Consider the following 26221-nt stretch of genomic DNA (forward strand, 5'->3'; position numbering starts at 1 on the left):
ATCGCCGCCCGGGATGGGCGCAAAAGGCGTGGGAGCATTGGTGCGAACAAGCAAGGCAGAGCCGAATACCTGCCCTCGAACTGTTCGCCCAGCGCCTGAAAGCGTATTGGCACGGCATCCTTGCCCGATGCCGCCATCCGCTGAATACCAGCGTCGTTGAGGGCATCAACAACACCATCAAAGTCATCAAGCGCCGAGCCTATGGCTACCGTGACGAGGAATACTTCTTCCTGAAGATCAAGGCTGCCTTCCCCGGAATTCCTCGTTGAACCAAAAAAAAGCCGCTCCAAAGAACGGCTTTCCCCTTGACGCAAGCGGACACCCAGCCCGCCTTCGCATCAATCATCCAACAACGACAAATCGCGCACCGCGCCCTTGTCCGCCGACATCACCAGCTTGGCATACGCCTTCAGCGCCGCAGACACCTTGCGCGGGCGCGGCTTGGCCGGCTTCCAGCCCTTGGCGTTCTGCGCTTCGCGGCGGCGTGCCAGTTCCTCGTCGGACACCAGCACGTTGATGGTGCGGTTGGGGATGTCGATGCGGATCTTGTCGCCGTCTTGCACCAGGCCGATGGCGCCGCCGGCTGCGGCTTCGGGCGAGCAGTGGCCGATGGACAGGCCCGAGGTGCCGCCGGAGAAGCGGCCGTCGGTCAGCAGCGCGCAGGCCTTGCCCAGCCCCTTGGACTTGATGTAGCTGGTGGGGTAGAGCATTTCCTGCATGCCGGGGCCGCCCTTGGGGCCTTCGTAGCGCACGATCACCACGTCGCCGGCCTTGACCTTGTCGTTGAGGATGTTCTCGACCGCTTCGTCCTGCGATTCGGTGACGTGGGCGGTGCCCTCGAACACCAGGATGCTTTCGTCGACGCCGGCGGTCTTCACCACGCAGCCGTCCAGTGCGATGTTGCCGGTCAGCACCGCCAGGCCGCCTTCCTTGGAGAAGGCGTGCTCGTAGGAGCGGATGCAGCCTTCGGCGCGGTCCAGGTCCAGGCTGGGCCAGCGCGTGTTCTGGCTGAACGCGACCTGGGTCGGGATGCCGGCCGGGCCGGCCAGGTAGAACTGCCTGACGGCGTCGTCCTGGGTGCGGGTGATGTCCCACTGCGCCAGGGCGTCTTTCAGCGTGGGCGCGTGCACGGTCGGCACGTCGGTGTGCAGCTTGCCGGCGCGCTCCAGCTCGCCCAGAATGGCCATGATGCCGCCGGCGCGGTGCACGTCCTCGATGTGGTACTTGTTGGTGTTGGGCGCGACCTTGCATAGTTGCGGCACGACGCGCGACAGGCGGTCGATGTCGGTCATGTCGAAGTCGATTTCCGCCTCGCGCGCGATCGCCAGCAGGTGCAGGATGGTGTTGGTCGAGCCGCCCATGGCGATGTCCAGCGTCATGGCGTTCTCGAACGCCTTGAAGCCGACCGCGCGCGGCAGCACGCGCGCGTCTTCCTGCTCGTAGTACTGGCGCGCCAGTTCGACGATGCGGCGGCCGGCGCGCTTGAACAGCTGCTCGCGGTCCGCGTGCGTGGCCACCACGGTGCCGTTGCCCGGCAGCGACAGGCCCAGCGCCTCGGTCAGGCAGTTCATGGAGTTGGCGGTGAACATGCCCGAGCACGAGCCGCAGGTCGGGCAGGCGGAACGCTCCACCTCGGCCACGTCGGCGTCGGAATACGCGCTGTCCGCGGCGATCACCATGGCGTCGACCAGGTCCAGCTTCTTGAACTCCATGGCCTTGGTGACGGGGTTGGCCAGGCGCGTCTTGCCGGCTTCCATCGGCCCGCCCGAGACGAAGATCACCGGGATGTTCAGGCGCATCGCGGCCATCAGCATGCCCGGGGTGATCTTGTCGCAATTCGAGATGCACACCATGGCATCGGCGCAGTGCGCGTTGACCATGTATTCGACCGAGTCGGCGATGATGTCGCGGCTGGGCAGCGAATAGAGCATGCCGTCATGGCCCATGGCGATGCCGTCGTCGACCGCGATGGTGTTGAACTCCTTGGCCACGCCGCCCGCGGCCTCGATCTCGCGCGCGACCAGCTGGCCCAGGTCCTTCAGGTGCACGTGCCCCGGCACGAACTGCGTGAAGGAGTTGACCACGGCGATGATGGGCTTGGAGAAGTCTTCGTCTTTCATGCCGGTGGCGCGCCACAGCGAGCGCGCCCCCGCCATGTTGCGGCCGGCGGTGGAGGTTTTGGAACGGTATGTGGGCATGGTCTTGCTTTAGAAGTATCGCGGTAGGAAGCGGGCCGCGGGAATAAGGGCCCAAGCATGCCCGTGCGATCAACCTCTTGAGCTGCGCCGTGGGCAAAGCCGCAATTATCCCACAGCCGGCCGGGCAGGTTATGCCGCCCTGTCCGTGGCGCCGGCGTAGGCAAGCGCCGCGCAATGTTCGGGCGGCCACCATGAGAGCGCGCCATTTCTCCCCAACGCCCTTGCGCGATCGCCGTTTCGGGGAAATGCTTGCGCTTATGTCACCTGCGCGGAGCAACGTCATGGACACATCAAGTGAACTGCAAGCCACCGTGGATGCCCTGGCACAGCCGGGCAAGGGCCTGCTGGCCGCCGACGAGAGCGGTCCGACCATTGCCAAGCGGTTCGAGCGCATCGGCGTGGAATCGAGCGAGGAGAACCGGCGCGCCTGGCGTCAATTGCTGCTGGGCACGCCGGGGCTGGGCGACTACATCAGCGGCGTGATCCTCTACGAGGAAACGCTGGGCCAGAACGCTGACGACGGCACGCCGCTGCCGGAGCTGGCCGCGCGCCAGGGCATCGTGCCCGGCATCAAGGTCGACAAGGGCAAGCTGGCCCTGGCGCTCGCCCCCGGCGACGAAATCACCGAAGGCCTCGACGGGCTGGGCAAGCGGCTCGCCGGTTATCGCCAACAAGGCGCGCGCTTTGCCAAGTGGCGCGCGGTCTACAACGTGTCGGACACCCTGCCCGGTCTCGCCGCCGTGCAGGCCAACGCCGAAGCGCTGGCCCGCTACGCCGCGATCTGCCAGCAGGCCGGCGTGGTGCCGATCGTCGAGCCCGAAGTGCTGATGGATGGCGGCCATTCCATGGCACGTTGCGCCCAGGTGACCGAGGCGGTGCTGCACGAAGTCTTCCACGCCCTGCACCGCTACGGGGTGGCGCTGGAACACATGCTGCTCAAGCCGAGCATGGTGCTGCCGGGCAAGGACGCCGGCCAGGCGCCATCGTCGGAGGTCGCGATGCAGACCGTGCAGGTGCTCAAGCGCACCGTGCCCGCGGCGGTGCCCGGCATCTTCTTCCTGTCCGGCGGACAAACCCCTGCCGAGGCCACTGCCAACCTGGACGCCATGAACCGCCTGGCGCCGCTGCCGTGGCGGCTGTCCTTTTCCTATGGGCGCGCGCTGCAGGAACCGCCGCTGCTGGCGTGGCGCGGCGACGCCGCCAACGCCGCGCAGGCGCAACAGGCGCTGCTGCTGCGGTCGCGGCTGAATGGCATGGCGTGCCTGGGGAAATATGATGCGTCGCTGGAGGGTGCCGCGGGGTAACGCCGACCAAGCCAGGATGTCGGGGGAACTCAGGCAGGCTTCGCGCCAGCAAGGCGCCTCGCCACGGCCGGCCCCTGACAAGGCGGCGGATGCGCCGTGTCCCGTGCATGGAGAGGATCACGCCGCCCCTACAATGTCGGGATGAAATCCTCTCTGCATCCCACCAGGACCGTGGCCCTGGTATTTTTTCTGGCCATCGTGGCGGGCAGCATGCTGTTGATGTTGCCGGTGTCGAGAGCCGAGGGCGGGCAGGCGCCGTGGCTGGTTGCCTTCTTTACCGCTGTGTCCGCGGTCTGCGTCACCGGGCTGGTCGTCGTGGATACCGGCACCTACTGGTCGGGCTTCGGCCAGGCCGTCATCATGGTCCTGTTCCAGCTGGGGGGCTTCGGCATGATGACGGCCTCGACGCTGCTTGGCCTGATGGTCAACCGCTCATTGCGCCTGCGGACGCGATTGATCACCCAGGTTGAAACACGTGCCCTGGGGTTGGGCGACATTACCGGCATTGCCCGGCTGGTATTGATCGTGACCTTCGGCTGCGAGCTTGCGATCGCGATATGGCTCGCGGCCGAACTGCATTTCGGCCACGCCCTGCCTTGGCCTGCTGCGGCATGGAGCGGCTTGTTCCATGCGGTCTCGGCCTTCAACAATGCGGGTTTTTCGATCCATGCCGACAGCCTGACCCGGTATGCCGCCGCGCCGGCGATCCTGTTGCCCGTCATGCTGGCGATCGTGGTCGGCGGCCTCGGCTTCCCGGTTCTCTACGACCTGCATGGCAAGCTTCGCGAGCCGCGCCGCTGGTCCCTGCACAGCAAGCTCACGCTGCTTGGTACCGCCTTGCTGCTGGTGCTCGGCCTGGCCGGACTGATGCTTTTCGAATGGGGCAACAGCCGGACCCTGGGTCCCATGCCGGTGCCGCAAAAGCTGCTGGCCGCGGCGTTCGCCTCCGTCTCGGCCCGCACGGCAGGCTTCAATGCCATCGATATCGGCGCGCTGACGCAGGAGAGCCTGGCCCTGCATTACCTGCTGATGTTCGTTGGCGGCGGCAGTGCCAGCACGGCAGGGGGCGTCAAGGTCGGCACCATCGCCATCCTGGCCTTGCTGGTGATTGCCGAGATCCGCGGCCGCACTGACAGCGAAGCCTTCGCGCGCCGCGTCAGTCCGTCGGCGCAGCGCCAGGCGATCACCGTGCTGGTACTGGGCAGCGCGCTGATCACGATCGGCACACTGGTGATACTGCGGTTGACCAACCTTCCCGTCGGCAGCGTCATCTTCGAGGTGATCTCCGCCTTCGGCACGGTGGGCTTGTCGACCGGCATCACGCCGGAGTTGCCGCCAGGCGCCCAGCTTACGTTGACTGTGTTGATGTATGCCGGCAGAGTTGGCACCATCACGCTGGCGGTTTCGCTGGCAATGGGCGAACACCGCTCGCCGTATCGCTATCCGGAGGAGCATCCGATTGTTGGCTAGACTTTTTACCGAGCAGTTTGCCTTCTCCGCAGGAGACAGCGTGGTCGTGATCGGGCTCGGCCGCTTCGGCAGCGCAGTGGCCCAGTCGCTGATGCGCCTGGGCCATGATGTCATGGGGATCGACAAGGACATGGACCTGGTACAGCGCTGGTCGAACACCCTGACTTACTGTGTCCAGGCGGATTCCACCGATGTCAGCGTCATGCGCCAGCTTGGCGTGGCCGATTTTTCGCACGCCATCGTTGGCATCGGCACCGATATGTCTTCCAGCCTGATGACCCTGATGGCGCTCACCGAACTAGACATCAAGGACATCTGGATCAAGGCCTTCACCACCGAACACGGCAAGATCGCCCAGCGCATCGGCGCTCACCACGTGGTCTATCCGGAAGCCGACATGGGCGCGCGCGTGGCCCATTTGATCACCGGCAGGATGATCGATTTCATCGAGTTTGACGACGGCTTTGCCATTGCCAAGATTCACGCACCGCCGTCCACGCATGGGAAGAGCCTGATGGAGTCGCGCGTGCGCGAGCAGTCCGGCGTCACCGTGGTCGGGATCAAGCGTGCGAACGAGGAATTCATGCACGCGACACCATCCACCACAATCGAAGCCGGTGACCTGCTGGTCGTTTCCGGCGCGACCAGCAAGATCGAGCAATTCGCTGGCGGCACCAGGAAGCCGTAGCGCCACGACTACAGGATTTATGAACACGCCCGCCTCGCAACAAGATGTGCCGCGCGCCCAAATCCTGGCGGAGAAGGCATTTTCGGCCATCGACCATTATCTTCATATCGAAGCGGTCAGTGGCCTGGTGCTGCTGGTGGCCGCCGCGGTTGCCCTGATCTGGGCCAACTCGCCGGCTGGCGACAGCTATGTCGCGCTCTGGCATACCAGCCTGTCGTTCGGTTTTGGCAGTCATGTGGTGGAGCAGCCGCTGCACTTCTGGATCAACGACGCCCTCATGACGGTGTTCTTCCTGGTCGTCGGCATGGAGATCCGGCGCGAGATCCATGAAGGCGCGCTCGCAAGCATCCGCTTGTCTGCGCTTCCGGTCACCGCGGCGCTAGGCGGCGTCCTGGTCCCTGCGGTGCTTTACCTGGCGCTCAATCCGGCGTTACCAGCTCGCCATGGATGGGCCGTGCCGACGGCCACCGACATTGCGTTTGCCGTGGGGGTGCTCGCATTGCTGGGCAAATCGATCCCGGGCAACGTCCGGGTCTTCCTGTTGGCGCTGGCGATCATCGACGACATCGTGGCGGTGCTGATCATTGCCGCGGCCTATTCGACCGGTCTTGACCATACCGGCCTCTATCTCGCCGTTGCCGGCATCCTGATGGTCCTGGGCCTCCAATGGCTCGGCATCGGCACCGCGTATGCGTATGTCGTACCGGGCGCCGTATTGTGGCTGGGCATGCTCAAGACCGGGGCCCACCCGACCCTGTCGGGCGTGGTGCTGGGCATGATGACCCCGGTACGGATCGCGCGTATCGGCGGGCGACCGCTGGAGCAAGCCAGGCATGCGGTTGAAGACTTGCGCGACCGTACCGCGAGCCCGTCTGCGGAACCGGGCAAGCTTGCTGAACCCCTGCGGCAACTGCGACAAGCACAACGGGACGTCCTGCCGCCGGTGACGCGCGTGCAGATGGCGCTGCATCCCTGGGTTGCCTTTCTGATCATGCCGCTGTTTGCACTGGCCAACGCCGGCGTCAATGTCACGGGCGTAGATCTCCGCAACGAGAATGCGCGGATGGTGCTGGCGGGTGTGGTCGTGGCACTCGTCCTCGGTAAGCCGCTGGGCATCGCCTCGATCAGCTGGCTGGCGGTTCGGCTGGGGTGGTGCCAGTTGCCCCCAGAAGTCTCATGGCGCGGCGTGTGGCTGGTCGGCCTGCTTGCCGGCATCGGCTTCACGATGTCGATCTTTATCGCCATGCTCGCCTTCGACGATGCCAACCTGCTTGGCGCCGCAAAGCTCGGCGTGCTGCTTGCTTCCGCCATTGCCGCCGTGCTCGGGCTCGGCTGGGGGCTGTTCTACGCGCGCAGTCTCAAGGCAGCCGGCCGGTAGCGATTAAACCGCCCGCGCACCACGGCAACGTAGCCCTTGCGCCGCGCACGACATTGCACCGCGCCGCGAATGCTTTTAACATTGCGGGCAATCCCCCATCACCGAGGTACTCGTCATGCGCCATTGATGCCGCCGTCTTCATGACGGCCAGTCTCCCACCTACCCCCCATGAGCAGGGGGAGTTCCTGGCATCTTTGGAATCGACACATGACACAACCCTGTCTCACGCTGGAAGGCGTGTCCTGTGTCCTGCCTGACGGCAGGACGCTTTTCTCCGACCTAACCGAACAATTCGACCAGCGTGCCACCGGCCTGGTCGGGCGCAATGGCGCCGGCAAGACGGTGCTGGCGCGCATGCTGGCCGGGCAAGTGCAGCCGACCAGCGGGCGCTGTACGCGCTCCGGCAGCGTGTACTATCTCGCCCAGCAGATATCGCCTGCGCCGGGCGCTACGGTGGCAGGCCTGGCCGGTGTGCAGGCCACCATCGATGCGCTCCAACGCATCGAGGCGGGCAGCAGCGCGCCCGAGGATTTCGACGCCGTGGGCGAGCGCTGGGATGTACGCCTGCGGCTGCAGGACGAACTGGCGCGCAATGGCCTGGGCCATCTCGATGCCGCGACGCCTGCCAGCGTGCTCAGCGGTGGCGAAGCCATGCGCGTCACGCTGATCGGCGCCCTATTGTCGGATGCCGATTTCCTGATCCTGGACGAGCCCAGCAATCACCTCGACCGGCCGAACCGGCAGGCGCTGATCGGGCAACTGCAGCGTTGGCCGCGCGGTCTGCTGGTGGTAAGCCATGACCGGCAATTGCTCGACACCATGACGCGCATCGTCGAGTTGTCTTCGCTCGGACTGCGCAGCTATGGGGGCAACTACACCTTCTACGCGCAATGCAAGGAGCGCGAGCGGCAGAACGCGATTCAGCAACTGGAACAACGCAAGCTCGAGCGCCGGCGCGAAGAGCAGTCCCTGCGCGAGCAACGCGAACGCCTGGAGCGGCGCCAGGCCCGCGGCAACCGGCAGGGACAAGAGGCCAACCAGGCCAGGATCCTGCTGGGCCGGCAGAAGGAGCGCAGCGAAAGCTCGGCCGGCAAGCTGCGCCAGCAGCATGCCGAGACCCGGCTGGAACTGGCCGAGCGCGTGCGCGAGGCCGCGCAGCGGGTCGCGCACGACCAGGCCATCGTGGTGCACGACTTGCCGGTTGCCCTGACAGCGCAGCGACGTGTCGCGGAACTGGAAGCCGTGGAGCTGCCCTTTGTCCGCAGTGCTACGCGCCAAATCAGCCTCACGTTGACAGGGCAGCAGCGCGTGGGCGTGGTCGGCCCCAATGGCAGCGGCAAGTCGACCTTGCTCAAGGTGCTCGCGCGCCAGCTGCAGCCCCTGGCCGGGACATGCAGGCTTCCGGTGGAAGGCATCTACCTGGACCAGCGGCTGGCCAACCTGGACCCGCGGCGAACCGTGCTGGAGCAGATGCTGGCGGCCAACCCGACGGCTGGCGAAGGCGAGCTGCGCATGCGCCTTGCGCACCTTGGCCTGGATAGCGGGAAGATTGCGGTGCCCGGCGGCTCGCTCAGCGGCGGCGAGCGGCTCAAGGCGGCGCTGGCCTGCGTGCTCTATGCCGATCCACCGCCGCAGCTGCTATTGCTGGATGAGCCCAGCAACCACCTGGACCTGCCTTCGGCACAGGCGCTGGAAGCCATGTTGCGCGGCTACCGCGGCGCGCTGGTCGTGGTGTCGCACGACGATGCCTTCATGAACAACCTTGGCCTGACGGACCGGCTGGCGGCGACGGAACAAGGCTGGCGGACCGCGCCGTGGTGATGTCAGGCGGGCCGCATCGCCAGGGCGTAGTAGGACGCACCGTCCTCGCTGCGCTCCAGCACCGCGCGCACCGTCACCGGCAGCCTGCTTCCATCGTCGCGTTGCAGTTCGGCGGCGAACGTCGCCCTGGGCCGGTTGCGCGTCATCTTGCGCAGGCGGGCTTCGGCCTCGGCGCAGCGCGGGGCAAAGCCGTCGCCCAGCAGCGCCTCGGCGTCGCCGCCAGCCATCTGCACGAGCGCCGCGTTGACCGATTCGCACCGCAATTCGCCGTCCAGCAGCGCCATGCCCTCCGAGGTCAGCTCGAACACCGCCCGGAACCGCGCCTGCTGCTCGCGCAATGACTGCTCCGCAAGCTTGCGCGCGGTGTTGTCCATGCTGATGCCGACGATCTTGACGATGCGTCCGTCGAGTTCGCGCACCGGCGTGGCGCGCGACGAGATCCAGCGGATGCTGCCGTCGGGCTGGACCAGGCGGAAGTCGAATTCGTGGGCCTTGCCGGTGCGCACCGATTCCTCGTAGGCGGCGTTCATCATGGGAACGTCATCGGCGGGCACATGCTTCCAGAAGCTTTCGTTGCTGACGATGCGCCAGCCGTACACGGCCTCGACGTTGGACGAATAGGTCACGTCGTCGGTAATCAGGTTCCATTCCCATGTGACGATGCGCGCGCCCTCCTGGGCCAGCTTCATGCGCGCCTCGCTCTCCATGATCTCGGCGGTGTAGCGGCGGCGCATGTCGGTCATGGGGAGCTCCACCGCACTCGATGTCTCAGCCTCCTGCCGGGCCTGCTCGCCGTAGCGCAGCCAGATCCAGTTGACATCCAGGAACGCCGCCAGCTTGCGCAGCTTCTCGTAGTCGATCTCGCCGCCCCGGGTCCACTTGTGGACCGCCGGGCGCGACACGTCGAGCGCGTTGGCCACCGCCTGCAGCGTGAGCTTCTTGTGTTCGAGCAGTTCCTTGAGGCGGAAGGCAAAGCTGTTTTCTGTCATGTAGTGAATTCCCCCGTGGCACCGCCGAGATGGCGCATGAAAAACTCGACGCAGGCGCGCACGCGCGCGGAGCCGGACAGGCGCGAAGGATACACCGCCCAGATATCCGCGTCCTGGCGATAGTCGGGCAGCACCTGCACCAGGCGCCCGGCCTGAAGGTCGGGCGCGACATCCCACATCGAGCGCAGCATGACGCCATGCCCGGCCAGCGCCCAGCCCGTGACGATCTCCCCGTGGTTGGACGACAGCCGCCCCCCCACCTTGACGCTGCGCTCGCCCTCGGGCCCGGTCATGCGCCAGATGCCAAACGGGTGGTCGCGTTCCTTGGTGACCAGGCAGTCGTGCTCCGCCAGCGCCTCGAGCGTCTGCGGCACGCCGCGCGCCGCCAGGTACGTGGGCGCCGCGCACAGCACGCGCCAGTTGCGCGCCAGCCGGCGCGCGATCAGGTGCGGGGCGATATCGTTGCCGATGCGGATGTCCAGATCGATGCCTTCGGCCACCAGGTCGACCAGCTTGTCGAACACGTCGAAGCGGATTTCCAGGCCGGGAAACTGCTGGCACAGCGTCGAGACCAGCGGCGCGACATGGCGCCTGCCGAAGCCCACGCTGCTGCCGATGCGCACCAGCCCGCGCGGCGCGCCGCCGGCGGCAGCGATTTCATCCTTCAGCTGCCCGATCTCGTCGAGCATGTGGCGGGCCCAGCGGCACACGCGCTCGCCGTTTTCCGTCAGCGATACCTGGCGCGTGCTCCGGTGCAGCAACCGCGCGCCCAACACCTGTTCCAGCGCCTTGACGCGCTTGCTGACATAGGCGGGCGAACTGCCCAGTTCTTCCGCGGCGGCGACGAAGCTGGCGCGCTGCGCGACCAGGCAGAACACCCGCAGGTCTTCCAGTGGGGGCAGATTATTCACGATTCGTGTTTCCTGTATCCACGCTTGCGCGGATGATCCGCGCCGGCTTTCCCGGCATTCTCGATCGCACCCTGACCACAGACCCGAGCGAGACACCGCCATGACCAAACCATTCCCTGCTGCGTTCCGGATCGCCGCCATTGCCGGCGACGGCATCGGCAACGAAGTCCTGCCCGAAGGGCTGCGCGTCGTCGAAGCCGCCGCACGCAAGTTCAACCTGCCGATCGAAGTGCGCCACTTCGAATGGGCCAACTGCGACTACTACCTGCGCCACGGCAAGATGATGCCGGACGACTGGAAACAGCAACTCGACGGCTTCGACGCCATCTACTTCGGCGCCGTGGGCTGGCCCGACAAGGTGCCCGACCACATCTCGCTGTGGGGCTCGCTGCTCAGGTTCCGCCGCGAGTTCGACCAGTACGTCAACCTGCGCCCGGTGCGCCTGCTGCCCGGCGTGCCGTGCCCGCTGGCCGGCAAGAAGCCCGGCGACATCGACTTCTACGTGGTCCGCGAGAACACCGAGGGCGAGTACAGCCCGGTCGGCGGCCGCATGTACGAGGGCACCGCGCGCGAGATCGTGATGCAGCAGTCGGTCTTCAGCCGCCACGGCACCGACCGCATCCTCAAATACGCCTTCGAGCTGGCGCAATCGCGTCCGCGCAAGACACTGACCTCGGCCACCAAGTCCAACGGCATCGCCGTCAGCATGCCGTGGTGGGACGAGCGTACCGCGGCCATGGGTGCGCAGTACCCCGAAGTCAAATGGGACAGCCAGCACATCGACATCCTGTGCGCCCGCTTCGTACTCCAGCCCGAGCGCTTCGACGTGGTGGTGGCGTCCAACCTGTTCGGCGACCTGCTGTCGGACCTTGGCCCTGCCTGTACCGGCACCATCGGCCTGGCGGGCTCGGCCAACCTGAACCCGGAGCGCAAGTTCCCGTCGCTGTTCGAACCGGTGCACGGTTCGGCGCCGGACATCTACGGCAGGCAGATTGCCAACCCCATCGGCATGATCTGGTCGGGCGCGATGATGCTGGATTTCCTGGGCGGCGAAGCCGGGCGCCGGGCCCATGACGCCATCCTCGCCGCCATCGAAACCGTGCTGCGCGAAGGCCCGTTGACGCCGGACGCCGGCGGCAAGGCCGGCACCAGCGAGGTCGGCAAGGCCATCGCGGCAGCGCTCTGAGCCTGCGCGGCGAGCGGGACCTGATGCCGGGTTCGCGCCCGGCATCGTCTTCATCCCGCGCAGCGCGCACCGTTCGTCACACCCGCATTTTTTTTCCACGCGGAGCTTGTGCATGTCCGGAATTTTGCATAGAGTTTCCGTTAACTAATAGTTACTGTAAACCATTAGTTAACACAAAACAAGCAATCTGAACGCGGGCACCGTCCGCGCCGGTCAGACAAGTTCCACCACAAAACCAAGCCATGCGCCAAGACGCATCGGAGGAGACTCACTTGAAAACTCCCACGCCCCGCCTCGACGGCTTCCTGACCGCCTGCACGCTCACCGCCGTGCTGGTCACCGTCATCGCCATGGTCCGCTGGCCCGCCGAAGCGGCCGCCACCGCCACCATGCTGTTCGAATGGTCCACGCGCTCGTTCGGCTCGCTGGTCCAGATTTTTGTCTTCGGCTGCGTCATCGCCTGCCTCGTGCTGGCCTTCAGTAAGTACGGCAACGTGCGGCTGGGTGAAGGCAAGCCCGAATACTCCACGCTGTCGTGGGTGTTCATGTTCATCTGCGCCGGCATGGGCTCGTCGACCATGTACTGGGGCGTGATGGAGTGGGTCTACTACTACCAGTCGCCGGGCCTGAACGTGCCCACCGGCACGCGCGAGGCGCTGGAGCACTCCATCAGCTATTCGTTCTTCCACTGGGGCCTGAGCGCGTGGGCGGTGTATGCGCTGCCGTCGCTGGCGATGGCGTACCACTTCCATGTGCGCAAGAACAAGGGCCTGAACCTGGCCTCCATCGTCGAGGCCATCACGGGCTTCCGCGCCACCGGGCCGGTGGGCCGGCTGGTGGACCTGATCTTCCTGCTGACGATGTTCGGGGCGCTGACGGTGTCGATCGCGCTGACCGCGTCGACCTTCACGCGCGGCCTGTCCGGGTTGTTCGGCGTGCCGGATACCTTCGTCACGCAGCTGGTCGTGATCGTCGGCGTGTCGGTGCTGTTCTCGGCGAGCGCCTACGTCGGCATCGACGGCGGCATGCAGCGCCTCAGCCATATGGTGTGCTGGGGCGCGCTGCTGCTGGCCGCGGTGGTGTTCGCGATCGGGCCGACCCTGTTCGCCGGCAATAACATCGTCAACGGCCTGGGCCTGATGCTGCAGAACTACGTGCACATGAGCCTGTTCACCGATCCCACCGGCGACGGTGCCTTCAGCCGCGGCTGGACCGTGTTCTACTGGCTGTGGTGGGTGTCGTACTCGCCGGGCGTGGCGATGTTCGTGGCGCGCGTGTCCAAGGGCCGCAAGATCAAGGAAGTCATCTACGCCCTGCTGCTGGGCGGCAGCGTCGGATGCTGGTTCTTCTTCGGCGCGCTGGAAAGCTACAGCATGCACCAGTTCATCAGCGGCACCATCGATGTGCCGCGCATCCTGAAGGAGCATGGCGGCGAGGCTGCGGTGGAAATGCTGCTGAGCGCGCTGCCGGCCGGCAAGGTATTCCTGGCGGTGTACCTGGCGATCATGATCGTGTTCCTGGCCGCCCACGTCGATGCCGTGGCCTACGCCGTGGCCGCCACCACCACCCGCCATCTGAAGGAAGGACAGGACCCGTCGCCGACCAGCCGCGTGTTCTGGTGCGTGATGCTGACGCTGGTGCCGCTGGCGATGCTGTTCGTCAAGGCTTCGCTGGAGACCATGAAGACCGCCGTGGTGCTGACCGCGATCCCGTTCCTGGTGATCCTCGGCATCAAGCTGTTCGGGCTGTTCCGCTGGCTGATGCAGGACTACGCCGACACCCCGGCACACCTGATCGAGACCGCCCGGCCAGAAGCCGAGAGCGTGACAACCGAACGCGAAACCGCCATCGCCAAGGCCTGATCGCGCGAGAGGGGACGGGCCTGGGCTGTCCCCTCTCACCCGGAAATTTGCCCGCGCTACGGCCCTTTTTTTACGCCGCGCCGTTAAACCATATTTAACTTGTAACCATAAATTAACCAAGGAAACGGAATCATGGAGAAGACCCTGGACACCGCCGCCGTCAAGCTGCCCGACGGCTTCTGCGCCGACGATGAAAACGCCTGGACCCTGCCCGCCTCCTTCTACACCCGGGATGCGGTGTTCGAGTACGAGAAGGAAAAGATCTTTGCCAACAGCTGGATCTGCGTGGCCCACCGCAGCGAGCTGGCCGAATCGAACGACTATGTGACGCGCGAGATCATCGGCGAAAGCATCGTCGTGCTGCGCGATCGCGAAGGCGTGCTGCGCGCCTTCTACAACGTCTGCCCGCACCGCGGCCACCAGTTGCTGCAAGGCAGCGGCCGCGCCAGGAACGTCATCACCTGCCCCTACCACGCCTGGACCTTCAAGCTCGACGGCGAACTGGCGCTGGCGCGCAACTGCGACAACGTGCCCAATTTCGACAAGAGCAAGTCGAGCCTGGTGCCGGTGCGGGTCGAGGAATACGCCGGCTTTGTCTTTATCAACATGAACCCGGACGCCGGCAGCGTCGAGGAACAGCTGCCCGGCCTGGAAGCGCGCATGCGCGCCGCCTGCCCCGTCATCGACGAGCTCCACCTCGGCGCCCGCTTCGTCACCGAGACGCCCGCCAACTGGAAGTCCATCGTCGACAACTACATGGAGTGCTACCACTGCGGCCCGGCGCACCCCGGCTTCTCTGACTCCGTGCAGGTCGACCGCTACACCCACACGCTGCACGGCAACTGGACGCTGCAGTTCGGCCATGCCAAGTCGTCGGAGAAATCCTTCAAGCTGGACGAGTCGGTGAAGGACCCCAGCTTCAGCGGCTTCTGGGCCTGGCCCTGCACGATGTTCAACGTGCCGCCGGGCGCCAACTTCATGACGGTGATCTACGAGTTCCCGGCCAGCGCCGAAGTCACGCTCCAGCACTACGAGATCTACTTCCTGAACAAGGAACTGACCGAGGAGCAGCAGAAGCTGGTCGAGTGGTATCGCGACGTGTTCCGCCCCGAAGACCTGCGCCTGGTCGAAAGCGTGCAGAAGGGCCTGAAGTCGCGCGGCTATCGCGGCCAGGGCCGGATCATGGTCGACCGCCAGCGCAGCGGCATCAGCGAGCACGGCATCGTGCATTTCCACCGCAAGGTGGCCAGGGAATACGAAGGCGCGTAAGCGCCGGTACAGCCAAACCCGAAACGGAGACCAGACCCATGCAACTGAAGGACAACGCCCTGTTCCGCCAGCAGGCCCTGATCGGCGCCGAATGGACCGACGCCCCCGACGCCGCCACCGTGGCCGTGACCGACCCCGCCACCGGCGATCTGGTCGGCACCGTGCCGCTGATGCGCGAGGCCGGCGCCGTGGCCGCGATCGAGGCCGCCAATGCCGCCCTGCCGGGCTGGAAAGCCCGTACCGCCAAGGAACGCGCCGCGCTGCTGCGCAAGTGGTTCGACCTGATCATCGCGCACGAGGACGACCTCGCCGCCATCATGACGCGCGAGCAGGGCAAGCCGCTGGCCGAAGCGCGCGGCGAGGTGCGCTACGCCGCCTCGTTCATCGAGTGGTTCGGCGAGGAAGCCAAGCGCCTCTATGGCGATGTGATCCCCTCCCCGGCCGCCGACAAGCGACTGGTGGTGGTACGCGAGCCGATCGGCGTCTGCGCGGCCATCACGCCGTGGAATTTCCCGGCGGCGATGATCGCGCGAAAGGCCGCGCCCGCGCTGGCGGCCGGCTGCACCATGGTGGTCAAGCCCGCCAACGAGACCCCGTTCAGCGCGATGGCGCTGGCGGAGCTGGCGTTGCGCGCCGGCATCCCCGCGGGCGTGCTGAACGTCGTCACCGGCGACGCGGCGGCGATCGGCAGCCAGTTCACCGGCCACCCGCTGGTGCGCAAGCTGTCGTTCACCGGCTCCACCCCGGTCGGCCGCCTGCTGATGCAGCAGTGCGCCGGCACGGTCAAGAAGGTGTCGCTGGAACTGGGCGGCAATGCGCCCTTCATCGTGTTCGAGGATGCCGATATCGACGCGGCGGTCGACGGGGCAATCCAGGCCAAGTACCGCAACGCCGGCCAGACCTGCGTCTGCGTCAACCGACTCTATATCCACGACGCGGTCTATGACCAGTTCGTCGAGCGCTACGTGATGAAGGTGGCCGCGCTGCGCGTCGGCAATGGCTTCACCGCAGGCAGCGAGATCGGTCCGCTGATCACCGAAAAGGCGATCGCCAAGGTCGGTGAGCTGGTGGCCGATGCCGTCGGCAAGGGCGCGCGCATTGCCATCGGCGGCGGCGTGCATGAGGCCGGTGCGCAGTTCTTCGCGCCGACGGTGCTGGCCGATGTCAAACCCGGCATGCGCGTGCTCGACGAGGAAATCTTCGGCCCGGTTTCGCCCATCGTCCGCTTCACCTCGGAGGCCGACGTGATGCGCATGGCCAACGACACCATCTACGGCCTGGCAGCCTACTTCTTCAGCCGCGACATCGGCCGGGTCTGGCGCGTGGCCGAGCAGCTCGAGTACGGCATCGTCGGCATCAACACCGGCCTGTTCTCGAACGAGGTGGCGCCGTTCGGCGGCGTGAAGCAGTCGGGCCTGGGCCGCGAGGGCTCGAAGTACGGCATCGAGGACTACCTTGAGATGAAATACCTCTGCATGGCGCTGTAACGCGCGGCAGCACACCCGGAAGACAGCAGCATGGGCAATTTCTACCAGACCCTCCAGGTGCGGGTCTCGCGCATCGAGCACGTGACCCCGCTGATCAAGCGCTTCACCATGGAAGCGCTCGACGGCAGCGAGCTGCCGCCCTTTACCGGCGGCAGCCACGTCATCGTGCAGATGCGCGACGGCGAGCGCCAATACAGCAACGCCTACTCGCTGATGAGCTCGCCCGACGCGCTCGGCAGCTACCAGATCGGCGTGCGCCGCGAGGAAAAGTCCAAAGGCGGCTCGGCGTTCCTGCACGACAAGGTGGCCGAGGGCGACGCGCTCACCATCACCACGCCGAACAACCTGTTCGCGCTGGACGATGGCGCGCATCATCACGTGCTGGTCGCCGGCGGTATCGGCATCACGCCGTTCATGTCGCAGATGCACGAGCTGCGCAAGCGCGGCGCGTCGCACGAACTGCACTACGCGTTCCGCGCCGACGAGCACGGCGCGTTCCGCGATGAACTGGCGGCGCTCATGCAGCAGTCTTCCGGGGGCCGCGTCAGCTTCTATGTCGACAGCAAGGGGCAGAAGCTGGACCTGTCCGGCCTGCTGGGCGGCATGGATGCCGGTGCGCATGTCTATGTGTGCGGCCCGGCCCCGCTGATCGACGCCGTGCGCCAGGCCGCGCGGGACGTTGGCGTCGATCCGTCGCGGGTGCACTGGGAGCAATTCGCCGCGCCGGAACAGGCAGGCGACGCCTTCACCGTGGTGCTGGCGAAATCCGGCAAGACGGTAGAGGTTGGCGCGGGCGAGTCGATCCTGAAGGCGATCGAGCGCGACGGCACCGTGCCGGTCGAATGCCTGTGCCGCGAAGGCGTGTGCGGCACCTGCGAGACCCGCATCCTGGAAGGCGAGGCGGTTCACTTCGACCAGTACCTTAGCGACAAGGAGAAGGCGGCGCAGCAGACCATGATGATCTGCGTCTCGCGGGCCCGCGGCGGCAAGCTGGTGCTCGACCTGTAATCCGACCAGAACAGGCCGGCGCATCGGACGCCGGCCAACATCCACCCGAGGAGACCCATGAGAAAATCGGCCAGCCTGTGGCTGCTGGCGGGCGCAGTGCTGCCCGCCGTTTCGTATGCGCAGTCCAACCTGACGCTCTACGGTGTGATCAGCACCGCCGTGCGCTACACCTCCAACATCGACGGCCGCCACCACGACCAGGGCGAACTCGTCTCCAGCGGCATCGGCGGCAGCCGCTGGGGCCTGAAGGGCGACGAAGACCTGGGCGGCGGCAACAAGGCCGTGTTCCTGCTCGAGAACGGCTTTGGAACCGACGACGGCAAGACCGCCTATAACGCGCTGTTCGGCCGGCAGGCATACGTCGGCCTGTCCGGCGACTGGGGCACGCTGACCTTCGGCCGCCAGTACAACGCCCTGAACAACATCGCCTGGTCTTTCGATCCGCTCGACCAGAGCTGGGGCAATTTCTGGTCGGACCCGCTCTACACCGGCGGCGATATCTTCTTCCAGGGCTACCGCGTCGACAACAGCGTGGTCTACAAGAAGAAATTCGGGCCGGTCAGCGTGCAGCTCGACTACGGCTTCGGCGAGCGCCCCGGCAGCATGGCGCGCGGCGCGACGATCGGCGGTGGCGTGATGTACCAGGACGGGCCGCTGGCGCTGGGCGTCGCCTATGACCAGCAACGTCCCGGCAGCGGCGACAACACGCTGCACAACTACTCGGTCGGGGCTTCCTACGTGATCGGCAAGGCCACCGGCTATGCCGGCTACATGGGCCGCCATGAGACCAATCCGGACGCGCGCTTCTGGATCGCCTTTGTCGGCCTCGGCTATCAGCTCACACCGGCGCTGCACCTGTCGGGCGCCTATTACCGCTACCAACAGAGCGGCACGGTGACCACCCAGTTCCAGGCCACGCCGGTGGTGCTGGGGAGCGGCAATGCCGATGCGATCTCGGCGGTTGCCGACTATGCCTTGTCGAAACGCACCAGCCTGTTCCTCGAGGCCGACGCCACCTTCGCGCGCGGCGGCACGGTCGGCCGCGAGACCGAGTACTGGGCCGGCACGCCGGTGACCGATGTCCGCAGCACCACGCGCGTGGGCATGATGGCCGGGATCCGGCACGTGTTCTGAGGGGGCTTCGTCGGTGCGGGCCAGCGCGGCGCGGCCGGCGCCACGCCGCGCGCCCGGCACGGCGCTCTCGCCGTCAGTCCGCCGTAGCGGCGGTGACAATGATTTCCACCAGAATGTCCGGATGACCCAGTTCGCACTGCGCGGTCGCTCGCGTAGACGCGGCGTTCGGCGCCGTCCATGCGTCCCAGACCTCGTTCATGCCTTCGAAATCCCGCTCGAGGTTCTTCAGCCAGATCTGTGCGGTCAGCAGGCGTCGCTTGTCGGTGCCAGCGTCGGCGAGGTACTTCTCGATCTTGGCAAGCGTCTGCCGGGTCTGGCCCCGAATGTCCTGGCTGCGGTCATCGGCCGTCTGGCCTCCCACGAATACCATGCCGTTGTACACCACCGCGCGGCTACGTCGTTGGTCCGTAGCGATTCGCCGGATTTCAGCCATAGGTCCTCCTGGTTCAGGCTGTTGATAGTCATGCAGAACCGGTGTGCCGGCGGGGCGATGCCATGGCCCCGGCCAGGCCGCGATGCTATCCCGCCAGCTCGCCCAGCGTGACGGGCTTGATGGGTGGACGGATGCGGTAATAGCCCACTTCCTGTGGCGCCACGCCGCGTCCCTGCGCGATCAGTTCGGTCACGGTCAGGCCGCAGAGGCGCCCCTGGCACGGACCCATGCCGCAGCGTCCAAACGCCTTGGCCTGGTTGGGGCCATGGCAACCCACCTCGACATACTTCCTGATGGTCCCGGCCGTCACTTCCTCGCAGCGGCAGACAATGACGGCGTCATCCGCGGGCATGCGGTGCGAGTCGCCGGGGCGGTACAGCGCATCCAGGAAGGGGCGGATGCGCAAGTGTCTTTGCAGCTCGGCACGCAACGATGACTCTCTCACCCGCCGCTCGCCCACGCCGGGTCGCTGCAACCTGGAAGCAATCGACAACGCGGCCAGCCTTCCCTGCACCGCGGATGCCCTGGCACCGACAATGCCTCTGCTGTCGCCCGCGATATAGATGCGCGTGTCTTCAATCTCGCCATACTGGTCCGTCTCCGGAATCCAGCACAGCTGGGCATCGCTCCAGTTGTGCCTGGCCCGCAGCGCCCAGCTGATCTGGGTATTGGGCACGACGCCCTGGTGGAGCAGTACCAGCGAGGTGTCGATACGACGCTCGACGCCCCGGTGCGTGAAGCACAGGGCTTCGGCACAAGCTTCGCCCTGGATGGCGAGGGCTTGCGCCCCCGCATAAACCGGGACGCGATGGCGCCGCAGTTGCCTGAACATGTCCATGCCCTTGCGCAGGTCCCGCCAACCGCGCAAAGCCGCCGGCAGATGGGGAACCGCGCGCAGATAGTCAGCGCGCTGCGTGGTGTGCACGACGGCCTTGAGCTCGATACCCGCGCGCAGATATTGCACGGCCAGCAGATACAGCAGCGGCCCGCACCCTGCCAGGACCGCCGGCTGGCGCGGCAGCGCTGCCGCGCTCTTGATCAGGATCTGCGCGGCCCCGGCGCCCATCACGCCGGGCAGCGTCCAGCCTGGCACAGGGAAGGGACGTTCCATGGCCCCGCTGGCCAGCACGATGGACCTGCCCTCGACGGCCTGGCTGGCACCGTCCTGCAGGTAGCTGACCTTCCGGTCCCGGCCGACGTTCCACACGGAGGCCCCAGCGATATGCCGCGCCCCGGATGCGGCGAAGGCCCTTGTCAGCGCCGCGCCGGCAACATAGTCATCGCCAAGGACCGCGCGCAGCGTCGGGCTTGCCCCGTCGACATTCCGATAGATCTGCCCGCCAGCCGCTGGCTGTTCATCCAGCACGGCGACGCTCAGCCCCCACTGCCGCGCTTCGATCGCTGCGGACAGTCCGGCCGGGCCCGCGCCAACCACGACCACATCGAACACTGCACCGTTCATGCTTCAACCTCTTCCTCGATAGCAATTGCCGAGGCACCTTGCTGGCACTTGATGACCATGCCGTCCCGGACCGCGGTCAGGCAGGCCTGGCGGCTGGGCTTTCCGTCGATCTCGACCAGACACTCGAAGCAGACGCCCATCATGCAATACGGCGCACGCGGCGCGGATGTCACCGGTGTGGTGCGGAACGGGGCCACGCCGTTCAGCAGCAGCGCTGCGGCAACGGTGGCACCGGCTGGCGCCCTCAGCGGCTGGCCTTCGAACGTCAGGGTGACGGTGGACAATCGATCGGTCTCGACCGCCGTGAACAACGGTGCACCGGCGGCGTGGTCTTTAGTGGGCATTGGCAAAGCTCCTGGCGGGGTCGAGGTAACGATCCCCGGCGAATTCTTCGATATCGTCCGGTGCGGGTCCAAGTCCCGAAATCCATGGCCCGACGACATAGGCATGCGTGCCTGCAAGCGTCACGCCACTGTGGCTGGCCGCGACGAATGCGCCCGGACATGACCGGGATTCCTGGTAGATCGGGTGTCCGTCCGGTGTCATCACGCGCAGCGCGCCCCAGGCGCGGACCAGGCGCACGTTCGCAAGCAGCGGGAAGGTATCCACGGCACGCCGTGCGATCCACTCGATGGCGGATACGGTGGTGCCATCATCGAAGCCAACATCCTCGACGGAATAGCCAAGCTGCACCGTCCCTTCCGCCGTCTGCCGCGCCTTGTTGGTCGGATAGGGCAAGAACGGCCTGAGCCGCTCGGTAATCAGGACCTGGCCGCGGTTTGGCTCGACCGGCGCGTGCAGCCCCACCTGCGGCGCAAGCTGCTTGTTGCCCAGTCCGGCCGCCAGCACGAGCCGGTCGCCGCTCCAGCTCAGGTTGCGCGAACCTGCCACGACGAAGCCGCCGTTGGTCCGATGGCGCACGGCAGTCACATCCACCCCCGAAAACACCTGGGCCCCCAGCGCTTTCAGACCCGCGTGCAAGGCATGCAGCAGCTTGAGCGGATTGACATGCCCGTCCAGCGGGCACCAGCTGCCGCCAGCCACCTTCGGTCCGATGGCGGGAAGATGGGTCTTCAGCTCGGCATGCTCCATCATCCGGTAGGGCACGCCCGCACCCGTGTGCCTGAGACGCTCCAGCAGCTTCTCGCGAGCACGCATTTCCGTCTCGCTGAACCCTATCCAGAAGCCGCCCGCCTGTTGCAGATCGACGTCGATCCCGGTGAGGGACAGCAACTCGGCCGCGAGCGGTTGCCAATGATCGATGGCATCCCGGGACCAGCGCGCATAGCGGGGAAACCCGTCGCCTTTGCTCTGGAGCCATACCAGCCCGAAATTTCCCCGCGAAGCGCGGTTCGCGATGTCGCCCTGGTCGAGCAAGGTGACCGGCGCCCCGGCTTTCGCGGCCCCGAAGGCTATGGCCGCACCCACCACGCCGCCCCCCACAACGATGACTTCTTCCTTGCGCATGTCTGTCCTTCGGCCGCCCGATCCTTCAGTCCGGCACAATGCGTTCTCTTGCGAGACGGGCGGCGTGGTTGCTTCAATCGATGCTGATGTGACCGGCCTTGATGACCGCGCCCCATTTGGCGGCATCGGCCCTGATCAGGTCGGCAAACTGGGCGGGGGTACCGGGGGCAACGGTGGCGCCCAGGCTCTCGTGCTGCTTTACGATGCGCGGATCGGCCAGGATCGCGTTGATCTCGGCGTTCAGCTTCTGGACGATGGCGGCGGGCATGCGAGCCGGCCCCACCACTCCGCCCCAGGTCACCATTTCGACGGCGGGAAATCCGGCTTCCGCGATGGTTGGCACATTCGGCAGCAACGGCGAGCGGTTGGGGCCTGTGATGGCCAACGCGCGAATACGGCCGGCGCGTACCTGCGGTTCCATGGAGGTGAAATTGCTGATCATCAACTGGATCTGCCCGGCTGCCAGGTCAGATTCCGCCGCGGGCGCGCTCTTGTAGGGCACGTGCGTGATCTGTATGCCGGCCTTGGTCCGGAAAAGTTCGGTCACCACGTGCAGCGACGTTCCCGTACCGGTAGAGCCGTAGAACAGCTCGCCGGGATGACCCTTGGCGTATGTCACAAGGTCGCTGACGGAATTGACAGCAAGTGAAGGAGTCACGCCCAGAAGATTCGGCTGCGTCCATTGCTTTGCAATCGGCGTGAAGTCCTGGATTGCGCGATAAGGCAGCCGTTTGGCGGCAAGCGCGGCGACGACGAAGGTGGAGAGGTTTGCGCCCCCGATCGTGTAGCCGTCCGGCTCTGCCTTGGCAATAACCTCGAGTCCGATCACGCCCGCGCCGCCGGGCCGGTTCTCCACCACAAAGGGCTGGCCCAGGCGCTGGCTGAGGGCGGCGGTGAGAATGCGCGCCGTCACATCCGCCGCGCCGCCGGCGGCCGCATTGACAATAAAACGCACCGGCCGGTTGGGGTAGTCGCCCTGCGCGACGGCGGCACACGCCGCAAAGGTCGCCATCAGCCCGACGGCGGCGCGGCCTATGTCCAGGATAGATAACTTCACAACAGTCTCCCCTCTTTTGAAAATCATGATGGAGATGTTATGAAGGTGCGGCCCTTGAATCTATGGCGCCGGCGTTAGCAACCTATTCAGATTCGATATGAGTCCGCGCCTTTGCCGTTGCCGTCGACAGGTATCGGAGCAGATCCCGGGCCGGCTTGCCAAGTCGGGCATCGCTCATGGCGGTGGCATAGAACGTATAGCTCAGCGTCGGCCTCAGCGGTAGCACCACCCCGCCACGCTGCCGATGGAGCACCCCGGTCAGGGGATCGACGATCGAAACACCCATGCCACGCAGCACCAGTTCGCTCATGGAGTGGAACAGCGAGGCCTCCACGGTGATGTCCAGTTGCACCCCCGTGGTCGCCAGCAAGGCGTCCAGGCGCTTCTGGAACGTGCCGGTCTGGCCGACGAAGGGCTTGCCCTCAAGGTCCTTCAACTCGACAGCGGCCGCCCGGGGCGACAGCCATTTGCAGGTCCCGATGCAAACGCAATCAGCGCTGAACTCCGCAACGGTCTCGAGATCGCCGAGGGAGAGAATATCCGCCGTGAAGCCGATGTCTGCCTGGCGATTGCGTACGGCACGCGCGACTTCGACATACGACGTCACCGAGAGCGTAATGAATACATCCGGATATTTGCCTCGCAGGTACTCGATCGCCTCGGGCATGATCGAGTGTCCGATCGACGGGATGGTCGCGATGGAGAGCCGTCCCATTTTCTGCTTGCGCAACTGGTCAGAAAATCTCATGATCTCGTCCAGCCCCAGGAAAGATTGCTGGACCTTTGTCATGAGCGCAAGGGCTTCCTCGGTCGGCTTCACCGTGCGGCCGTGCTTCAGGAAGAGCGGGAAGCCGACTGCCTTCTGCAGTTCGGCTATCACGCGGCTCATCGAAGGCTGGGACATGCCGAGCGCATCGGCGCCTGCACTCATCCCGCCATGCGCGATGGCAGCGCGAAAGGCCTCGATCATCCTGTGGGTTATGACTTTCTCGGACATAGGTCGCCTAAGGCTTGCTCGGGTGCCGCCTGGTCGCGGTACGGATACGCAGTATAAAGGCCCGACCGAATACCTATGACCCGCCTTTATGCAAGCCGCTATCCTCCGGGCGACACGATTTCAGATCGCCCGCGCCATGTTCGGGAAGTGTTGTACCAATGGTGTCGGGAATGCCCGCGCCTTATGATTGCTACAACGCGACGGCCGGGCCGCGGACCAGAAATCGGTCCCCTGACAAGCTGATAATGACTTGCCCAAGATGGCAGCTCTCGGGCCGTCCCGGCAGCCACATCCCAACGCTACGCCCCCGGCGTATTTCAATGGAAGAGAGATGATCACCGGACACGTCTTCATTGCCACCAGCCTCGATGGTTTCATCGCCCGCCCCGATGGCGACATCGGCTGGCTTCTGGAGCGGGATGACCCCGCTGAAGACCATGGCTACACAGCCTTCATCGCCGACAAGGACGCGATCGTGATGGGCCGTGGCAGCTATGAAAAGGTAGTCACGATGGGCGAATGGGCGTACGACCGTCCGGTGCTGGTGCTGTCCCGGCAACTGGCCGGCAAGCCGGTACCCGAGGGGCTGCAAGGCAAGGTGCGATTCTCGGGTGCCACGCCCGCGAACGCGATGGCGCAACTGGAGGCGGAAGGCGTGCGGCGCGTCTACGTCGACGGCGGCCAGGTGGTGCAATCCTTCCTTCGCGACGGATTGATCGCCGACCTGGTGGTCACCACGGTGCCGGTGCTGATCGGCGCAGGCAGGCCCTTGTTTGGCGCGCTGGCGCACGACGTGAGCCTGAAGCTCGAGTCGAGCCGCCACTTCCCTTCGGGACTGGTGCAGTCGTCCTATCGCGTGCTGCGCTGAGTCGTGCTGATGTGGTGTCGGGGCTGCACCAGCCGTTGACCGTGGCCAGCCGCGCGGCTTCCTCGACCGACTCGTCCTAGGAACTGGGCTACCCGCTCGTCATTACCTCTCCGATCGGCCTGCTCGGCCCCCGCGGCATGGAATCAAGCAGGCCTTGCAAGACGAGATGAACCTGGCGCGCGCAAAAGAAAATCGATGGCGCGATGATGCTCATCGCGCTGCGCGCGCCCCCCGTCATCCATCTTCGTCCTGGCCATAGCCTTGCCTCAGCAGGTTCAGCAACGCGCTGACGTAGCTTCTTGGACCCAGCACGTCCTTGCGTGCGCACAGATTCAGCGTTCTCTTCGCCCATGAATCACTGAGTGCCACCACGCGAAGCCCCTCGCAATTGACGGTCGCCAAGGCAGATCGCGGAACCAGGGCCACCCCGGCGCCGGAGCGAACCATGGACGCTACTGCGGCGAAGCCTGCCACCTGGATGCGCACATCGACACGTTTGCCGAGTTCCGATGCCTTGGCGAGCAAGAAGGAGTGAATGGCCGAGCCGTTCTGCTGGCTGACAAACGGGAAGCGCAGGCACTCCGGGAACGACACCGGCTCGCGCTCCTCCCATTGTTCGGACGATGCCAGCAACAGTACGATTTCATCCTCCCGATAGGGAAAGTACACAAGGTCGGGATGGGGCTCGGCCTGCGTGAGGATGCCAATATCTGCACGTCCTTCGACCACGGCGACGAGGATGTCGCGGCTCACGTGCTCTTCAAGCGTTATGCGCGCCTTGGGATGGGCCTGCAGGAAGCTTTGCAGGTCGCCGGGCAAAAAACTGGCTATCGCGCTGCTGTTGGCGTAGATGGCGATCTGTGCATGGACATCTTCGGAGAATGGCACAAGGCTAACGTGCATCTCCTCGAGTTCGCTGAGGCAGCGCCTGCAATGATCCACCATGATCTGGCCGGCTCTGGTCGGTGACACCCCGCGCGCCTCCCGCCTGAACAGCTTTGTGCCAATCACCTGCTCCAGGTGCTTGACGCGCAGGCTTGCCGTCGAGGGCGCGAGGAAGCATGCCGCGCCCCCCTTCGTCATGTTTCCCGCATCCGCGATCGCCACGACAAGCTTCAAATCCATGATGCTGCAATGCATCAGTCTTTGCATTTCTCAAACTCTCGTCTTGCCACAACTCGTTTGTCCAAAGGGGTCTGCGCAGACAGACTTTGCCTGCCGGCATTGTGCTC

General features: G+C 65.7%; 23 protein-coding genes. 13 read left to right on the forward strand and 10 right to left on the reverse strand.

Annotated features, from left to right (window positions below; genetic code table 11):
- Positions 1-269 (forward strand): ISL3 family transposase (locus A3AG_RS31695; protein ID WP_018004100.1); only part of this gene is annotated, 269 nt, incomplete at its 5' end.
- Positions 270-338: 69 nt separating this feature from the next.
- On the opposite strand, the gene ilvD is transcribed toward A3AG_RS31695, so the two are convergent.
- Entirely contained in the window at positions 339-2198 is a 1860-nt protein-coding gene (ilvD, locus tag A3AG_RS0116500) for a dihydroxy-acid dehydratase (protein WP_018006486.1), read from the reverse strand.
- A 281-nt stretch (positions 2199-2479) separates the two neighbouring features.
- Here ilvD and A3AG_RS0116505 point away from each other — a divergent pair, with 281 nt between their 5' ends.
- The 5 genes from A3AG_RS0116505 to A3AG_RS0116525 all read left to right on the forward strand — a co-directional run bounded on the left by A3AG_RS0116505 (position 2480) and on the right by A3AG_RS0116525 (position 8859).
- Positions 2480-3502, forward strand: coding sequence for a class I fructose-bisphosphate aldolase (locus A3AG_RS0116505; RefSeq protein WP_018006487.1), 1023 nt, complete (start codon positions 2480-2482; stop codon positions 3500-3502).
- Positions 3503-3598: 96 nt separating this feature from the next.
- Positions 3599-4972: a TrkH family potassium uptake protein gene (locus A3AG_RS0116510; protein WP_240619863.1), complete on the forward strand. Its 1374-nt coding sequence runs from the start codon at positions 3599-3601 to the stop codon at positions 4970-4972.
- A 40-nt stretch (positions 4973-5012) separates the two neighbouring features.
- The gene (locus tag A3AG_RS0116515; RefSeq protein ID WP_018006489.1) at positions 5013-5660 is read left to right on the forward strand and encodes a potassium channel family protein; all 648 of its coding nucleotides are present in this window, start codon (positions 5013-5015) and stop codon (positions 5658-5660) included.
- Between the two features lie 19 nt (positions 5661-5679).
- Positions 5680-7038 carry a Na+/H+ antiporter NhaA gene (gene nhaA, locus A3AG_RS0116520; protein ID WP_018006490.1) on the forward strand — a complete coding sequence of 453 codons (1359 nt, stop codon included), beginning with the start codon at positions 5680-5682 and terminating at the stop codon, positions 7036-7038.
- A gap of 207 nt (positions 7039-7245) precedes the next feature.
- Positions 7246-8859: an ABC-F family ATP-binding cassette domain-containing protein gene (locus tag A3AG_RS0116525; protein WP_018006491.1), complete on the forward strand. Its 1614-nt coding sequence runs from the start codon at positions 7246-7248 to the stop codon at positions 8857-8859.
- A gap of 2 nt (positions 8860-8861) precedes the next feature.
- On the opposite strand, the gene A3AG_RS31700 is transcribed toward A3AG_RS0116525, so the two are convergent.
- On the reverse strand, positions 8862-9848 hold the full coding sequence (locus tag A3AG_RS31700) for a PAS domain-containing protein (protein WP_018006492.1): 987 nt from the start codon (positions 9846-9848) through the stop codon (positions 8862-8864).
- A complete protein-coding gene (locus tag A3AG_RS0116535) occupies positions 9845-10759 on the reverse strand; it encodes a LysR substrate-binding domain-containing protein (protein WP_018006493.1) in 915 nt (304 codons plus the stop codon). Before A3AG_RS0116535 ends, A3AG_RS31700 begins: the two co-directional genes overlap by 4 nt.
- 100 nt (positions 10760-10859) lie before the next feature.
- Here A3AG_RS0116535 and A3AG_RS0116540 point away from each other — a divergent pair, with 100 nt between their 5' ends.
- From A3AG_RS0116540 to A3AG_RS0116565, 6 genes are all read left to right on the forward strand, one after another.
- Positions 10860-11945 carry a tartrate dehydrogenase gene (locus A3AG_RS0116540; protein ID WP_018006494.1) on the forward strand — a complete coding sequence of 362 codons (1086 nt, stop codon included), beginning with the start codon at positions 10860-10862 and terminating at the stop codon, positions 11943-11945.
- Positions 11946-12217: 272 nt separating this feature from the next.
- Positions 12218-13807 (forward strand): BCCT family transporter, encoded by a 1590-nt coding sequence (locus A3AG_RS31705; RefSeq protein ID WP_018006495.1) that lies wholly within the window; start codon positions 12218-12220, stop codon positions 13805-13807.
- Positions 13808-13939: 132 nt separating this feature from the next.
- Positions 13940-15076, forward strand: coding sequence for an aromatic ring-hydroxylating oxygenase subunit alpha (locus A3AG_RS0116550; RefSeq protein ID WP_018006496.1), 1137 nt, complete (start codon positions 13940-13942; stop codon positions 15074-15076).
- A gap of 38 nt (positions 15077-15114) precedes the next feature.
- On the forward strand, positions 15115-16563 hold the full coding sequence (locus tag A3AG_RS0116555; protein ID WP_018006497.1) for an NAD-dependent succinate-semialdehyde dehydrogenase: 1449 nt from the start codon (positions 15115-15117) through the stop codon (positions 16561-16563).
- A gap of 30 nt (positions 16564-16593) precedes the next feature.
- Positions 16594-17571 carry a PDR/VanB family oxidoreductase gene (locus tag A3AG_RS0116560; RefSeq protein ID WP_018006498.1) on the forward strand — a complete coding sequence of 326 codons (978 nt, stop codon included), beginning with the start codon at positions 16594-16596 and terminating at the stop codon, positions 17569-17571.
- Positions 17572-17628: 57 nt separating this feature from the next.
- Positions 17629-18705 (forward strand): porin, encoded by a 1077-nt coding sequence (locus A3AG_RS0116565; RefSeq protein ID WP_018006499.1) that lies wholly within the window; start codon positions 17629-17631, stop codon positions 18703-18705.
- A gap of 73 nt (positions 18706-18778) precedes the next feature.
- Here A3AG_RS0116565 and A3AG_RS0116570 read toward each other — a convergent pair whose 3' ends face one another.
- The 6 genes from A3AG_RS0116570 to A3AG_RS0116595 all read right to left on the reverse strand — a co-directional run bounded on the left by A3AG_RS0116570 (position 18779) and on the right by A3AG_RS0116595 (position 24121).
- Complete coding sequence (locus A3AG_RS0116570; RefSeq protein WP_026164238.1) at positions 18779-19138, reverse strand: RidA family protein; 360 nt, start codon at positions 19136-19138, stop codon at positions 18779-18781.
- Between the two features lie 85 nt (positions 19139-19223).
- Positions 19224-20600 carry an NAD(P)/FAD-dependent oxidoreductase gene (locus A3AG_RS0116575; RefSeq protein WP_018006501.1) on the reverse strand — a complete coding sequence of 459 codons (1377 nt, stop codon included), beginning with the start codon at positions 20598-20600 and terminating at the stop codon, positions 19224-19226.
- Positions 20597-20944: a (2Fe-2S)-binding protein gene (locus tag A3AG_RS0116580; RefSeq protein WP_018006502.1), complete on the reverse strand. Its 348-nt coding sequence runs from the start codon at positions 20942-20944 to the stop codon at positions 20597-20599. The genes A3AG_RS0116575 and A3AG_RS0116580 overlap by 4 nt, the downstream gene beginning before the upstream one ends.
- A complete protein-coding gene (locus tag A3AG_RS0116585; RefSeq protein WP_018006503.1) occupies positions 20934-22067 on the reverse strand; it encodes an NAD(P)/FAD-dependent oxidoreductase in 1134 nt (377 codons plus the stop codon). The genes A3AG_RS0116580 and A3AG_RS0116585 overlap by 11 nt, the downstream gene beginning before the upstream one ends.
- Positions 22068-22140: 73 nt before the next feature.
- Complete coding sequence (locus A3AG_RS0116590; protein ID WP_240619864.1) at positions 22141-23151, reverse strand: Bug family tripartite tricarboxylate transporter substrate binding protein; 1011 nt, start codon at positions 23149-23151, stop codon at positions 22141-22143.
- Between the two features lie 55 nt (positions 23152-23206).
- On the reverse strand, positions 23207-24121 hold the full coding sequence (locus A3AG_RS0116595) for a LysR substrate-binding domain-containing protein (protein WP_018006505.1): 915 nt from the start codon (positions 24119-24121) through the stop codon (positions 23207-23209).
- A gap of 331 nt (positions 24122-24452) precedes the next feature.
- Here A3AG_RS0116595 and A3AG_RS0116600 point away from each other — a divergent pair, with 331 nt between their 5' ends.
- Positions 24453-24989, forward strand: coding sequence for a dihydrofolate reductase family protein (locus tag A3AG_RS0116600; protein WP_018006506.1), 537 nt, complete (start codon positions 24453-24455; stop codon positions 24987-24989).
- Between the two features lie 234 nt (positions 24990-25223).
- Here A3AG_RS0116600 and A3AG_RS0116610 read toward each other — a convergent pair whose 3' ends face one another.
- A complete protein-coding gene (locus tag A3AG_RS0116610; protein ID WP_035849031.1) occupies positions 25224-26141 on the reverse strand; it encodes a LysR family transcriptional regulator in 918 nt (305 codons plus the stop codon).
- Positions 26142-26221 lie beyond the last annotated feature (80 nt).

Origin of the sequence: Cupriavidus neocaledonicus (assembly GCF_000372525.1) — a bacterium.
Classification (GTDB): Bacteria; Pseudomonadota; Gammaproteobacteria; order Burkholderiales; family Burkholderiaceae; genus Cupriavidus; species Cupriavidus neocaledonicus.